This is a genomic window from Streptomyces sp. NPDC093085 (assembly GCF_040683935.1).
Classification (GTDB): domain Bacteria; phylum Actinomycetota; class Actinomycetes; order Streptomycetales; family Streptomycetaceae; genus Streptomyces.
In genome coordinates this window covers 65,197-79,123 of record NZ_JBFBFB010000001.1, presented here as the reverse complement: position 1 = coordinate 79,123, position 13,927 = coordinate 65,197, and the positions used below count along the sequence as shown (strand labels likewise).

The following is a 13,927-nucleotide window of genomic DNA, read 5'->3' as shown; positions in this document are numbered from 1 at the left end:
AGTCAAGGGCCGCCGTTCGAGTCCGGCCCGTCGCCCCGCCCGGCACCCCGGCGCGGCCCCGCCCGGCACCCCGGCGGGGCCGCGCCCCGGGGCATGGCCCCGTCGGTCAGACCTCGGGACGGAGCATCGGCGGGTTGAGTACGGTCGCCCCGCCGGCCCGGAAGAGCTGCGCGGGCCGGCCGCCCTGCCGGGTGGTGGTGCCCCCGGACGGGACCAGGAAGCCCGGGGTGCCGGTGACCTTCCGGTGGAAGTTGCGCGGGTCGAGCACCACGCCCCACACCGCCTCGTACACCCTGCGCAGCTCGCCGACGGTGAACTCGGACGGGCAGAACGCCGTGGCGAGCGAGGAGTACTCGATCTTGGAGCGGGCCCGCTCCACTCCGTCCGCGAGGATCCGCGCATGGTCGAAGGCGAGCGGGGCGGGGTGCTCGCCCTCCCGGCCGAAGCCGTTATCCGTACCGAGCAGGGCGTCGACCGGCGACCAGCGCACGCTGTTGGCGTCTCCGCCGGCCCGGGGCGCGGGCAGGTCGGGCGCGAGCGCGAGGTGCGCCACGCTGACCACCCGCATCCGGGGATCGCGCCCCGGGTCGCCGTATGTGGCGAGTTGTTCGAGGTGCGCGGCGTTGCCGGGCGACGGGGAGAGCGGGTCATGGGCGCAGAGCCCGGTCTCCTCGGCCAGTTCACGGGCGGCGGCGCGCCCCAGGTCCTCGTCGGCCTTGACGAAACCGCCGGGCAGCGCCCACCGCCCCTGGAACGGTGGCCCGCCGCGCCGTACGACCAGCGCGCAGAGCGCGTGACGGCGGACGGTGAGCACCACCAGGTCGACGGTGACGGCGAATGCCGGGTAGGCCGAGGGGTCGTAGGGCGACATGCCGCGATCCTAGTCGTCTGCCTGACGATAAACACTCCTTCCCACCATTCACACCCGTACTTCCGCACCGTCATCGCCCACCCCCGCCTCCGCGTTGTCCGCCGCGCCGCGCCGCGCGGCCACCGGAGCCCATGACACGGCCCCGGTGGCGCGCCGTCCCGGTGCCGGGACGGCTCCGCCTCGGGGCCGGGAGGCTCCGCGCCCTGGGCGGAGGCGCGTTCCGGGGCGCGGTCGTACGGCACACCGCGCGCGGCTCGGGACGGGTGCGGGCGGCCCGCTCCTCGCGCAGGCAGCGGCGCAGTGTCTCGGGGTCAAGGCCCTCGTTGCAGGCCTGGTGGAGGAGTTGGGCGAAGGTGTACCGGGGGTCGAGGCGCAGGGCGAGCCCGAGGGCGACCCGGGCGGCCGGCTCGTCCCCGGTGGACCAGGCGACCCAGCCGGCCAGGGTCAGCGGGGCGGTGGCGTGTTCCGCGTACGGCCCGACGCAGCGGCGGGAGAGGGCGCGCCAGAGCCGGAGCGCGGGCGCGGCTTCCGGGCCCTCCATCCACTCGGCGGCCCGGTCCCGGGTCTTCCGGTCCTGGAGGCCGAGGATGACGGCGGCGGCCTCCTGGTCACCGATGAGCAGGTCGTCCTCGGTGTCCCGGCCGGCCGGATCGCCGCTCGCCGCCCCGGCCAGCCGGTCGATGAGGGTGCGGGCGAGTGTCAGGGTCTCGGCACCGACCTCCTTGCCGGCGTTCCCGATCAGGATCCGGGGCACCAGCGAGGCGCCCGCCTCGTCGAGGGCCCGCTCCTGCGCGGCGACGGGGGCGGGCTCGGTCCAGGGCGCCAGTCCCGCCTCCATCTCCCGCAGCGAACCGCGCACCTGGATCCCCGCGTAGGCGGCGGCAGCGGCCATGACCGAGGTGCCCGGCGCGGCGAGGGCGGTGCCTTCCGGGGGACAGCACCGCGGGTCGGGGCAGCAGTACGACCAGTAGCGGCCCGCGGAGACGCACAGCACCTCGTACACGGGGACGTCGAGGGCGCCGCAGGCGGTGCGCAGCCGCTGGGCGAGGGGGCGCAGCCGCTCCATCGTCCGCCGGCCCGTCTCGCCCGGCGCCGGGTCCTGGCAGAGGAAGACGAGGGCGCCGTCGGGGCGGGAGCGGCGGCGCTCGCTGCTCTCGATCAGCGAGGCGGCGAGCTGTCCGGCGATGGCCGGCCACTCCCGTGGCGAGGAGGGAATACCGAGCCGGAGCCGCCCGCCGAAGCGGCCGCGCTCGCCGTGCAGGGCGACCATGACGATGGAGTCGTCGGGGTGGAATCCGAGTAGGTAGGGCAGGGCGTCGGCGAGCTCGCCGGGGCTGCGCAGGGTGATCCGCTGCTCGTCGGTGGATCCGGTCGGTTCGGGGTGTTCGCGGTGCGTGTTCATGGATCGACCGTGCCCGATCCCGCCGGATCCCGCTGGGCCTGTGGATAACTTGTCCACAGGCCGTCGGGCCCGTTGGCGGATGGTCGGACCCATCGGGTTGCATGGGGTCATGACCGAAACAGACCGCGCGGCCCTCCGCGCCTCGGCCGACTCCGTCCTCGCCCGTCTCGTCGGCGACGCCACCGGCACCGCCCGGCTCCGCGAGGACCAGTGGCGGGCCATCGAGGCGCTGGTCGCCGAGAAGCGCCGCGCGCTGGTCGTCCAGCGCACGGGCTGGGGCAAGTCCGCGGTGTATTTCGTGGCGACGTCGCTGCTGCGCGCGCGGGGCGCGGGGCCGACGGTGATCGTCTCGCCGCTGCTCGCGCTCATGCGGAACCAGGTGGACGCCGCGGCGCGGGCCGGGATCCGGGCCCGGACGATCAACTCGTCGAACGTGGAGGAGTGGGAGACGGTCCAGGCCGAGGTGTCCGCGGGCGAGGTCGACGTCCTGCTGGTCAGTCCGGAGCGGCTGAACAACCCGGACTTCCGCGACCAGGTGCTCCCCCGGCTCTCGGCGGCGACGGGGCTGCTGGTGGTCGACGAGGCGCACTGCATCTCGGACTGGGGCCATGACTTCCGCCCCGACTACCGGCGGCTGCGCACGATGCTCGCCGAGCTGCCGTCCGGTGTCCCGGTGCTGGCGACGACGGCCACGGCCAACTCCCGGGTGAGCGCCGATGTCGCCGAGCAGTTGGGCACCGGCGCGGGGACGGACGCGCTGGTGCTGCGCGGGCCGCTGGACCGGGAGAGCCTCAGCCTCCATGTGCTCCGGCTGCCGGACGCGGCGCACCGGCTGGCCTGGCTCGCCGACCACCTCGACGAACTGCCCGGTTCGGGGATCGTCTACACGCTGACGGTCGCGGCGGCCGAGGAGGTGACCGCGTATCTGCGCCAGTGCGGGCACGCGGTCGCCTCGTACACCGGCCGTACGGAGAACGCGGAGCGCCGGCAGGCGGAGGACGATCTGCTGGGGAACCGGGTGAAGGCGCTGGTGGCGACGTCCGCGCTGGGCATGGGGTTCGACAAGCCGGATCTCGGGTTCGTGGTGCATCTCGGTTCACCCGCCTCCCCCATCGCGTACTACCAGCAGGTGGGGCGCGCCGGGCGCGGGGTGGAGCACGCTGAGGTGCTGCTGCTGCCGGGCACGGAGGACGAGGCGATCTGGCAGTACTTCGCTTCGGTCGCCTTCCCGCCCGAGGAGCTGGTCAGGCGCACCCTCGACGTCCTGGGACGCGCCGACCGGCCGCTGTCGCTGCCGGCCCTGGAACCGCTGGTGGAGCTGCGGCGGACCCGCCTGGAGACGATGCTCAAGGTGCTGGACGTGGACGGGGCGGTGCGCCGGGTCAAGGGCGGCTGGACCTCGACGGGCCGGCCGTGGGCGTACGACACGGAACGGTACGCGTGGGTGGCGCGGCAGCGGCGGAGCGAGGAGCAGGCGATGCGCGACTACGCGTCGGCGGCCGGGTGCCGGATGGAGTTCCTGCGGCGTCAGCTCGACGACGAGGAGGCGGCGCCGTGCGGGCGGTGCGACAACTGCGCGGGGACCCGTTTCGAGGCCAAGGTGGGCGCGGGGGCGCTCGACGCAGCCCGCGGTGAACTGGGCAGGCCAGGCGTGGAGGTGGAGCCCCGCAAGATGTGGCCCACCGGTCTCGCGGCCGTCGGGGTCGCCCTGAAGGGGCGTATCGCACCGGGCGAACAGTCCTTCCCCGGCCGGGCGCTGGGGCGGCTGTCCGACATCGGCTGGGGGAACAGACTCCGTCCGATGCTGGCGGCGCACGCGGCGGACGGTCCGGTCCCCGACGATGTGGCGGGCGCCGTGGTGAGCGTGCTCGCCGACTGGGCGAAGGGGCCCGGCGGCTGGGCCTCGGGGGCGAAGGACGCGCCGCCCCGGCCGGTCGGAGTGGTCACGGTGGCGTCCCGCTCCCGGCCCCGGCTGGTGGAGTCGCTGGGGAGCCGGATCGCGGAGGTCGGCCGGCTGCCGCTGCTCGGGGCGGTCGGGTACGCGCCGGGCGCGGACGGCGCCCGGATCTCCCGTACCAACGGCGCGCAGCGAGTGCGGGCGCTGCGGGAGACGCTCACGGTGCCCCCGGAGCTGGCGGCGGCGGTGGCGGCGGCCGGCGGGCCCGTGCTGCTCGTCGACGACCTCGCGGAGAGCGGGTGGACGCTGGCGGTGGCCGCGCGACTGCTCCGCAGAGCCGGGGCCGAGGGGGTGTTTCCGCTGGTCCTCGCCGTGCAGAGCTGATCAGGAGGGCGACACGCGGCCGGCCGTCCACGATCCCGCCGGAACTGCCGAGTCATATAGCCGCCATATATGAACATTCTCGCGAGCGGCGCCAATTGCTCGTTGCCGCGCGCCCCCTGGCCGGTGAGAATTGGATGTGCCCCCGCACGGCCTCCCCCGCGCTCCGCGCAGGCTGTGCCTCGGCACGTCCCCGACCGACCCTGCCCGCGCCCAGGGCGCGTATGCGAAGGGAGGAACGTGACCTTCGGATTCGCTCCGTCCGCGGCCACTTCGGTCGACACCCAGGCCGCGTCCACCGGTGGACCGGCCAGAACGCTCGAACCCGCCGAGTGGGCCGCCGCCGGGATCCCGCTGCTGCGCAACCCGCGTGAGGTGGTCAGCGGTCTGCACAGCCGGCACGCGCCGACCCCGTCCATGGCCGTGGTCGCCGTGCTCGACGCCGAGGAACGGCTCGCCGCCAGCGCCTCGTTCGTGCCACGCCCCGCGCCGGTGGACGGCTGGGAGTTCCGCAACGCCCTCCTGGCCCATCTGCGCCGGGTCATCCCGCACGACCTGCGACGGCGCACGCCGGTGCGCACGGCCGTACTGCTCTACTGCCGCGAGGGCGACGAGCGCTGGACGGCGGAGGACGGCGCCTGGATGTGGGGGCTGCGCGACGCGTGCACGCTGCACGGGTTGCGCTGCGGCGCGTACATCACCCTCACCCGAGGCGGCTGGCAGGTGCTGGGCGAGGGCCGCGGCGGGCGCCGCCCCAGTTCCGACTCGCCGCCCGCGAGCCTCGCACGGTCCACGGCGGACCCCGGAGCGGCACCGCTGCGCGGCGGAGGCGGGGCGGTGGAGGCACAGCGCCGCACCGCCGCCCGCTGAACGCGCCGCGGACCGAGCGGCGCCGCGGACACCTCCGCGGCCCCAGCGACGCGCGACGGCACGCCGAAGCGGCCCGGCCACCCTCCTGACAGGGCCGCCGGGTCACCGCCGGGACGTACCGACGCCGACGCGCCCCCTGGGCGCGCCGGGCTCCGTACGGCTCAGACGCCCGCGCCGAGCACCGCGTTGATCCGCTTGGCGTCGCCGCACACGACCAGCAGCGCGGTGGCCCGCTCACGGGCCTGGGGCAGCGCCTTGGCGGCGACGGCGGCACCGCCACCGTTGACGGCGACGACCACCACGGGCCGGGAGTGCGCACGGGTGACGGCGGCGGCGTCCGCGAAGAACACGTCCTCGCGGGCGTCGTGCTGGGCCCAGTAAGCGCTCTCCCCGAACGACAGCTCGTGGGTGGCCCACGGGTGCTGCTCGCCGGTGGTGAGCACCAGGATGTCGCCCGGCGCCCGGCCCGCTTCCAGCAGCAGGTCGATCGCGCCCTCGGCGGCGTCCAGCGCGCGCCCCGGCGACGCCGGGATCACCTGGACCTGGAGACCGGAGGTGCCGGAAGCACCCGGAGCACCCATGGAGGAAAGAGGCGAAGGAGGGGTTACGGAGTCGGGGGTACCGGCCGCCTTCGGCTGACCGGCGGAGCTGTGCGAGCGCTGCGCCGGCGGCGCGGGCCTCGCGGCACCGGGACCCGGGCGTCCGGGCCTCGGCGTCGACGCGGAGCGCGACCCGGGTACGGGACGCGGACCGGGTACGGGACGAGGGGTCGAAGCGGTGCGGCCGGTGGCCGACGCGGCGCTGGGACCCTGGGCTCTCTCGTGAATCTGAGGCTCCTGGGGGATGAGAGGCATGACTGGATGTCTATCAAACACCGGTACGAAAAGCACCGGTAGGTGGGCTTGTTCGGGCCCGTGCCCGAGGCCGTGAGGCACCCGGGCGGGGGTTTCGCCGGTCGGGTCACCGGGTGTCCCGGAGAGACCCGTACCGGAAGTCTCACGTTCGGAGGCCGACGTTCCGGAGCCGGATGCTCCGGACGGCGGACATCCCCGACGGCCAGCGGTCAGAAATCGAAGCCGAGTTGGCCCCCGCTTTCGATCGCGGCCACCGGTGCGGGGATCCGGGCCTTCTTGAGATGACGCCACCGGGGCAGCGCATCGAGGTAGGACCACGAGAGCCGGTGGTGCGGTGTCGGCCCCCGCTCCTCCAGCGCCGCCCGGTGCACCGGTGAGGGGTAGCCGGCATTGGCGCCGAAGGCGAACGGTGCGTACTCCTCGGACCCGGCGCCCAGTTCGGCCATCATCGCGTCCCTGTGCACCTTGGCGATCACCGAGGCGGCCGCCACGGAGACACAGGACTGGTCGCCCTTGATGACCGTACGCACCCGCCAGGGCCCTCCGAGATAGTCGTGTTTGCCGTCCAGGATCACCGCGTCGGGCCGGACCGGCAGCGCCTCCAGGGCACGTACGGCGGCGAGCCGCAGCGCCGCAGTCATCCCGAGGGCGTCGATCTCCTCCGGGGAGGAGTGACCGAGAGCGTACGACGTGACCCACGCCTTCAGTTCATCGGCCAGCTCCGTACGGCGCCTGGGGGTGATGAGCTTGGAGTCGGTGAGCCCCGCCGGGGGTCTGCGCAGTCCGGTGACGGACGCACACACCGTGACCGGACCTGCCCACGCTCCGCGTCCGACCTCGTCGACGCCCGCGATGATCCTGGCGTCTGTGGTGGCGCGCAGCGAGCGCTCAACGGTGTGCGTGGGTGGTTCGTACGGCATGGCACCTGCCAGGTTACGCCGCCCACGGGCCGGGCGACAGACCGGGTATCCGCCGGGTGGCGCGGGGAGTCCTTCCGCACCGCCCGGGGCGTCCGTTCGCGGCTCGGCGCGGGTCGGCGCGGACGGCCTCGTCACCCCCCAACGACCCGACTGCCTTCGCCGGAGCACATGTTGAGCCCCGTACGCCGACGAGACCGTGACCACGGAACAGGCCACCACAGCCCAACTCCTCCAGGGAAAGGGGACAAGGACGGGACGGGGACAGAACAGGGAGCGGACACCTTGTGGTCGCGTTCGTGAACACTCTCGGAACCGCCGAGGGAGGTGCGGCGAGGAGTGCGCTGAGGTTCCGGTCCGCCCCTCAGGAGGCGGCCGGTGCCGCCAGCCACTCCGGCAGCGCCTCCGTGCGCTCCCTCCAGCGCTCCGGCGGCGCCCCGGCGGGAGCCGCCGCGACCACTCCCCCGACGATGGCGCAGTTGGTGTCGACATCGCCGCCCACCTGGGCCGTCGTCCAGAAGGCCCGCTCGAAGTCGCCGAGCCCGCGCGCCGCCGACCAGAGGGCGAACGGCACGGTGTCGTGCGCGGCGGTGCGCCGGCCACGGCCGAGGACGGCGGCGACGGTGCCCGGGTCGTCGTAGTCGAGCATGTCCCGCGCCCGGCGCAGCCCCGCCCCGACCGCGCTGCGCGGCACCAGCGCCACCACCCCGTCGAGCAGCTCCTCCGGGGTGGGCGGGGCGTCCGGCGCGGCGGCGAGAGCGGCGGCGACGGCGACCGCCATGGCGCCCATGACGGCCTCGCGGTGCTGGTGGGTGGTGTACGCGGAGATCTCGGCCTGGTGCGCGGCCTGCTCCGGGTCCCCGGCGTACCAGGCGCCGAGCGGCGCGATCCGCATCGCCGCCCCGTTGCCCCAGGATCCCCGGCCGTCGAAGAGCCCGGCGGCCAGTTCGCGCCAGTCGCCGCCCTCTCTGACCAGCCGGAGCATCCGGTTGACGGCGGGCCCGTAGCCGCGGTCGAAGTCGTGGTGGACGGCGAAGGAGCGGGCGAGGGCGTCCTGGTCGATGCGGTGGTGGCCGGCGAGGACGGAGACGACCGAGGCGGCCATCTCGGTGTCGTCGGTCCACTGCCAGTCGCCGGGCGGCAGCTCACGGCGCTTGAGCAGGGCGAGGTTGGCGGGTACGAAGAACTGGGAGCCCAGGGCGTCTCCCACGGCCACTCCGCGCAGGCTGGCCAGGGCACGTTCGAAGCGCGGGTCGGTTCGTGAGTCGGATCGGGAATCAGAGGTCATCGAACAGATATTTTAGTCGGCACGGGCCCGGTCTGCGCGGATTTATTCCGGCGTCCGTACGTGACCGGCGCGCATGACCGGCGTACACGACCGGCGCACACGGGTACAGGCGTACGCGCCCGGTGCGCGCACTCCGGCGTACGCACCCCGGCCTGTCCGGCGTCACCCGGTGCGGCCGTACGGCTCCGGTACGCGCCACTGGGCGAACGGCCGGTCCAGGGTGTAGCGCCCGTCGTCGCCGAGGAGCAGGATCCGGTACTCCGCGTTGCCCGGGTTGGAGAGCGATTCGAACTCGGCGACCGACCAGTGGAACCACCGCATGCAGAACAGCCGCATGGTCAGCCCGTGGGTCACCAGCAGGACGTTCTCCGGCGAGTCGGGCGTCTCGAAGCTGCGGTGCAGCGACTCCAGGAAGGCCCCGACGCGGTCGTAGACGTCCGCGCCCGACTCGCCCTGGGCGAAGCGGTAGAAGAAGTGCCCGTACGCGTCACGGTAGGCCTTCTGGAGGCGCACGTCCTCCCGGTCCTGCCAGTTCCCCCAGTCCTGCTCGCGCAGCCGGGGCTCCTCGCGTATCCGCACCTGGCCGGGGTCGAGCCCGAACGCCTCGAAGGTCTCGTGGGTACGGCGGTAGGGCGAGACGAAGACGCTGACGGGCTCGCCGCCGAACAGTTCGCGGAGGCGTACGCCGGTCTCCACGGCCTGCGCGCGCCCCTTCTCGGTGAGCCTCAGGGCATGGTCGGGCTCGCGCTCGTACACCGTGTCATCCGCGTTCCCTTCCGACTCGCCGTGCCGGACAAGGACAATGCGCCTCGGTCGTGCCATGACACGACCCTAGATCGCGCGTGCCGGGGGCGTGCGACCGCCCGGCGCAACGGGCGGTTCCGGGCAGGGCCGGACGGGTGAGACGCCCCTCTTCGCACCGTCTTCGCCCGGTCCGGTCCCCTACGGCGCGGGCCCCGTGCCCTGCGGGCTCACACGGTCCAGGAGGGCTCCAGGTCGATGACGTCGCCGGCCAGGGCCGCGACATCCGTGGCCGTCTGGGCACGGAGCGTCAGCCGCTCGACCCGTTCGACGCGGTACTTGCCGTGTTCGGCGGCCGACTGCCACATGGACAGGACGATGAACTCATGGCCGGGCGCCTCCCCGAAGAGGCCGCGGACCATCCCGGGCGATCCGGCCATCGCCGGGTTCCACACCTTCTCCTGCATCAGGGCGAAGTGCTCCACCCGCTCCTCGTGCACCCGGGAGTGGGCGACCCGGACCACGTCCGCGTCGGTGAAGCGCGGCTCGAAACCGGTCTTCACGTCGAAGCGGTAGTCGAAGAGCTTGACCTGCGCGTCCTTGAAGGTGCCGGACTGCGAGGCGGAGAGCCGGTCGTGCGAGCGCGCCATGAAGGAGTCGTAGAACGCCCGGCTCTCCCAGAACGTGAAGATGTGGACGACGCCCTCGCGCGACCTGCTCCATCCCCCGCCCTGCCCCCGGAACCCCGGCTCACCGAGCAACCCCGCCCATTTCCGCTGCCCGCGTTCGAAACCTCGTCGGTCGATCACGGTGCAGCGAATCCACTTGACCAGCACCGCGCCATCGTACGGGGCGGTACGTGGCATCGGTCACGCCCGGTACGGGAGCGGGGCGGCACCCCCCGCGGAACCCCCGGGACGACGCGCCCGTCGGCGAGTCTCGGCCAAGGTGGTGCCAACTGGCCAGATGGCGCGGTGGGTTGTCAGTGGTGCGGTCTAGCCTGGTACAGCGGCTCAGGAGACGCGCACGGGTTCCGGCGGAGGGGGAGGACTGGTGAGCAGTTTCAACCGAGGGGTGTCCAAGGTCGAGGTCACCCTGAAATGGGATCCCAGCCCCAGGGGCGAACCCGACCACGACCTGGACCTCATCGCGGCGACGTATACGGCGGACACCCCCGGCACCCCCGCCTACCTGGTCCACTTCGGCAGCCGCTCCCCGGACGGCACGATCACCCTGGACCGCGAGAGCCGTACGGGCCAGGGCTTCGGCTCCGACGAGGAGATGACGCTGGAACTGGACCGCCTCGGCTCCGCCTACCACCGTGTTGTGGTGGGGGTGGCCATCCAGCAGCACGCGGGCCGCAGGACGTTCGGCGAGATAGCCAACCCGGAGGTCCGCCTCACCGAGGGGTACACGGAGCTGTCGGAGAACGGCTTCGCCGACGTCCCCGACGCCACGGCCGCGACCTTCGCGGAGTTCACCCGCGACCCCACCGGCACCTGGCACTTCCACCCGGCCCTGCGCGGCTTCGACACGGACCCCCAGTCCTTCGGCGCCCTCATGGGCACTGCCTGAGGGCCCGCCCCGCCCCGGCCGGCCCCGGCCCGACCCCGAGAGGGGCCGGCCACCCGGGCCGGCCCCTCTCACGGCCGTACGACCGCCGCTCACGGCCGTACGGCCACCGCGTCAACGCCTAGTGCCCCTCCCGGCAAGCTTTGCCCCGTCGGGCAAACATTGCCGGTCGCGGCACTAGCTGCAACCGCTCGTCGAGCCGCAGCCCTCGCAGATGTAGCAGGATCCGGCGCGCTGCATCTTGGTGCCGCAGGAGAAGCAGAGCGGCGCGTCGGCGCTGATGCCGAGTTGCATCTCGACCAGCTCGGCCGAGGTGTGCGCCTCCTTGGGGGCCGGGATCACGGTCGGCTTGGGGGCCGTCGCGGGGGCCGGGCGGGGCGCGGTGGTCAGACTCTCGGCTTCGAGGACCTCGTCCAGGGCCGGTTCGTACGAACCGGTATCCAGGTGGCGCTGGCGCTCCTCGGCCGAGTGGATACCGAGGGCCGAGCGGGTCTCGAAGGGCAGGAAGTCCAGGGCCAGCCGGCGGAAGATGTAGTCGACGATCGACTGCGCCATCCGTACGTCCGGGTCGTCCGTCATACCGGCCGGCTCGAAGCGCATGTTGGTGAACTTCGAGACGTACGTCTCCAGCGGCACGCCGTACTGGAGACCGACCGACACGGCGATGGAGAAGGCGTCCATCATGCCCGCGAGCGTCGAACCCTGCTTGGACATCTTGAGGAAGACCTCACCGAGACCGTCGTCCGGGTAGGAGTTGGCGGTCATGTAGCCCTCGGCGCCGCCCACCGTGAAGGAGGTGGTGAGGCCGGGCCGGCCCTTGGGGAGGCGCTTGCGGACCGGGCGGTACTCGATGACCTTCTCGACGGCCTCGCGGAGGGTCTCCTCGGCCTTCTCCGCGATCTTCTCGTCGGCCTTCGCGGCCTTCTCGTCCTTCTTCTTCGCCGAGAGCGGCTGGCCGACCTTGCAGTTGTCGCGGTAGATCGCGAGCGCCTTGACGCCCATCTTCCACGCCTCGAAGTAGACCTCCTCGACATCCTCGACGGTGGCCGTCTCCGGCAGGTTCACCGTCTTGGAGAGCGCGCCGCTGATCCACGGCTGGATCGCCGCCATCATGCGGACATGGCCCATCGCGGAGATGGAGCGCTCACCCATCGCGCAGTCGAAGACCTCGTAGTGCTCGGTCTTCAGACCGGGCGCGTCGACCACCACACCGTGCTCGGCGATGTGCTCGACGATCGCCTCGATCTGCTCCGCCTGGTAGCCGAGCCGGCGCAGCGCCTGCGGCACGGTGCCGTTGACGATCTGCATCGAGCCGCCGCCGACCAGCTTCTTGAACTTGACCAGCGCGAGGTCGGGCTCCAGTCCTGTGGTGTCGCAGGACATCGCGAGACCGATGGTGCCGGTGGGCGCGATGACCGACGCCTGGGCGTTGCGGAATCCGTTCTTCTCCCCGAGGCGCAGGACGTCCTGCCAGGCCTCGGTCGCGGCGGCCCAGACCGGGCTGTCCAGGTCGTCGACGTGGACGGCGGCGGCGTTGGCGTCGGCGTGCTGCTTCATGACGCGCCGGTGCGGCTGGGCGTTCCTGGCGTACCCGTCGTACGGGCCGACGACCGCGGCCAGTTCGGCGGAGCGGCGGTACGAGGTGCCGGTCATCAGCGAGGTGATGGCACCGGCGAGCGCGCGGCCGCCGTCGGAGTCGTACGCGTGGCCCGTGGCCATCAGCAGGGCGCCGAGGTTGGCGTAGCCGATGCCGAGCTGGCGGAAGGCGCGGGTGTTCTCGCCGATCTTCCGGGTCGGGAAGTCCGCGAAGCAGATGGAGATGTCCATCGCGGTGATGACCAGCTCGACGACCTTGGCGAAGCGCTCGGCCTCGAAGGACTGGTTGCCCTCGCCGTCGTCCTGGAGGAACTTCATCAGGTTCAGCGAGGCGAGGTTGCACGAGGTGTTGTCCAGGTGCATGTACTCGCTGCACGGGTTCGAGCCGTTGATCCGGCCGGACTCGGGGCAGGTGTGCCAGTGGTTGATCGTGTCGTCGTACTGGATGCCCGGGTCGGCGCAGGCCCAGGCCGCCTCGGCCATCTTGCGGAAGAGCGTCTTCGCCTCGACCTCTTCGATGATCTCGCCGGTCATCCGGGCGCGGAGCCCGAACTTCCCGCCGGACTCGACGGCCTTCATGAACTCGTCGTTGACGCGGACGGAGTTGTTGGCGTTCTGGTACTGGACGGAGGTGATGTCGTCGCCGCCCAGGTCCATGTCGAAGCCCGCGTCGCGCAGGGCGCGGATCTTCTCCTCCTCCTTGACCTTGGTCTCGATGAAGTCCTCGATGTCGGGGTGGTCGACGTCGAGGATGACCATCTTGGCCGCGCGCCGGGTGGCGCCGCCGGACTTGATCGTCCCGGCGGAGGCGTCGGCGCCGCGCATGAAGGAGACGGGGCCCGAGGCGTTGCCGCCGGAGGAGAGGAGTTCCTTGGAGGAGCGGATCCGGGAGAGGTTGAGGCCCGCGCCGGAACCCCCCTTGAAGATCATCCCCTCTTCCTTGTACCAGTCCAGGATCGAGTCCATGGAGTCGTCGACGGAGAGGATGAAGCAGGCGGAGACCTGCTGCGGCTGGGGGGTGCCGACGTTGAACCAGACCGGCGAGTTGAAGCTGAAGATCTGGTGGAGCAGGGCGTACGCCAGCTCGTGTTCGAAGATCTCGGCGTCGGCGGGCGTGGCGAAGTAGTGGTACTCCTCGCCGGCCTTCCGGTACGTCTTCACGATGCGGTCGATGAGCTGCTTGAGCCCGGTCTCGCGCTGCGGGGTGCCGACGGCCCCGCGGAAGTACTTGCTGGTGACGATGTTGACCGCGTTCAGCGACCAGAAGTCGGGGAACTCGACGCCACGCTGCTCGAAGTTGACCGAGCCGTCGCGCCAATTGGTCATGACGACGTCACGGCGCTCCCAGGCCACCTCGTCGTACGGATGCACGCCGGGGGTCGTGTGGATCCGCTCGATGCGCAGCCCCTTGCCGGCCTTGGCACCCTTGGCGCGGGAACCTCGTGCCGAACCGCTCGCCGTCTCTGTCATGCCGCCTCCCATATGCGTACAAAAACACCCTGCCGCGCCGTGTTCTTCCCACCGGCGCGGGATGTGTG

11 protein-coding genes are annotated in these 13,927 nt (G+C 72.6%); 3 read left to right on the top strand and 8 right to left on the bottom strand.

Translation table 11 applies throughout. The features are described from left to right. Positions 1 to 106: 106 nt before the first annotated feature. Both AB0O07_RS00305 and AB0O07_RS00300 read right to left on the bottom strand, forming a co-directional pair. Positions 107 to 871, bottom strand: a complete 765-nt coding sequence (locus AB0O07_RS00305; RefSeq protein WP_365624465.1) for an NUDIX domain-containing protein — start codon at positions 869 to 871, stop codon at positions 107 to 109. Positions 872 to 941: 70 nt separating this feature from the next. Next, positions 942 to 2,273: a DUF4192 domain-containing protein gene (locus tag AB0O07_RS00300; RefSeq protein WP_365624462.1), complete on the bottom strand. Its 1,332-nt coding sequence runs from the start codon at positions 2,271 to 2,273 to the stop codon at positions 942 to 944. Between the two features lie 109 nt (positions 2,274 to 2,382). On the opposite strand from AB0O07_RS00300, the gene AB0O07_RS00295 reads away from it, so the two are divergent. Both AB0O07_RS00295 and AB0O07_RS00290 read left to right on the top strand, forming a co-directional pair. Next, positions 2,383 to 4,554: a RecQ family ATP-dependent DNA helicase gene (locus AB0O07_RS00295; protein ID WP_365624459.1), complete on the top strand. Its 2,172-nt coding sequence runs from the start codon at positions 2,383 to 2,385 to the stop codon at positions 4,552 to 4,554. A 237-nt stretch (positions 4,555 to 4,791) separates the two neighbouring features. Beyond that, positions 4,792 to 5,421: a hypothetical protein gene (locus AB0O07_RS00290; RefSeq protein ID WP_365624456.1), complete on the top strand. Its 630-nt coding sequence runs from the start codon at positions 4,792 to 4,794 to the stop codon at positions 5,419 to 5,421. A gap of 161 nt (positions 5,422 to 5,582) precedes the next feature. Here the strand turns inward: AB0O07_RS00290 and AB0O07_RS00285 are convergent, their stop codons facing one another. The 5 genes from AB0O07_RS00285 to AB0O07_RS00265 all read right to left on the bottom strand — a co-directional run bounded on the left by AB0O07_RS00285 (position 5,583) and on the right by AB0O07_RS00265 (position 10,057). Beyond that, entirely contained in the window at positions 5,583 to 6,275 is a 693-nt protein-coding gene (locus tag AB0O07_RS00285; protein WP_365624453.1) for a hypothetical protein, read from the bottom strand. A 209-nt stretch (positions 6,276 to 6,484) separates the two neighbouring features. Further along, positions 6,485 to 7,195, bottom strand: coding sequence for a ribonuclease HII (locus AB0O07_RS00280; protein WP_365624450.1), 711 nt, complete (start codon positions 7,193 to 7,195; stop codon positions 6,485 to 6,487). Positions 7,196 to 7,556: 361 nt separating this feature from the next. Further along, positions 7,557 to 8,480 carry an ADP-ribosylglycohydrolase family protein gene (locus tag AB0O07_RS00275; RefSeq protein ID WP_365624447.1) on the bottom strand — a complete coding sequence of 308 codons (924 nt, stop codon included), beginning with the start codon at positions 8,478 to 8,480 and terminating at the stop codon, positions 7,557 to 7,559. A gap of 162 nt (positions 8,481 to 8,642) precedes the next feature. Beyond that, the gene (locus tag AB0O07_RS00270; RefSeq protein ID WP_365624444.1) at positions 8,643 to 9,302 is read right to left on the bottom strand and encodes a histidine phosphatase family protein; all 660 of its coding nucleotides are present in this window, start codon (positions 9,300 to 9,302) and stop codon (positions 8,643 to 8,645) included. Positions 9,303 to 9,451: 149 nt separating this feature from the next. Next, a complete protein-coding gene (locus AB0O07_RS00265; RefSeq protein ID WP_365624441.1) occupies positions 9,452 to 10,057 on the bottom strand; it encodes a YdbC family protein in 606 nt (201 codons plus the stop codon). A gap of 217 nt (positions 10,058 to 10,274) precedes the next feature. On the opposite strand from AB0O07_RS00265, the gene AB0O07_RS00260 reads away from it, so the two are divergent. Continuing rightward, a complete protein-coding gene (locus AB0O07_RS00260; protein ID WP_365624438.1) occupies positions 10,275 to 10,796 on the top strand; it encodes a TerD family protein in 522 nt (173 codons plus the stop codon). 174 nt (positions 10,797 to 10,970) lie between these two features. Here AB0O07_RS00260 and AB0O07_RS00255 read toward each other — a convergent pair whose 3' ends face one another. Then, positions 10,971 to 13,859 carry a vitamin B12-dependent ribonucleotide reductase gene (locus AB0O07_RS00255; RefSeq protein ID WP_365624435.1) on the bottom strand — a complete coding sequence of 963 codons (2,889 nt, stop codon included), beginning with the start codon at positions 13,857 to 13,859 and terminating at the stop codon, positions 10,971 to 10,973. Positions 13,860 to 13,927: the final 68 nt, after the last annotated feature.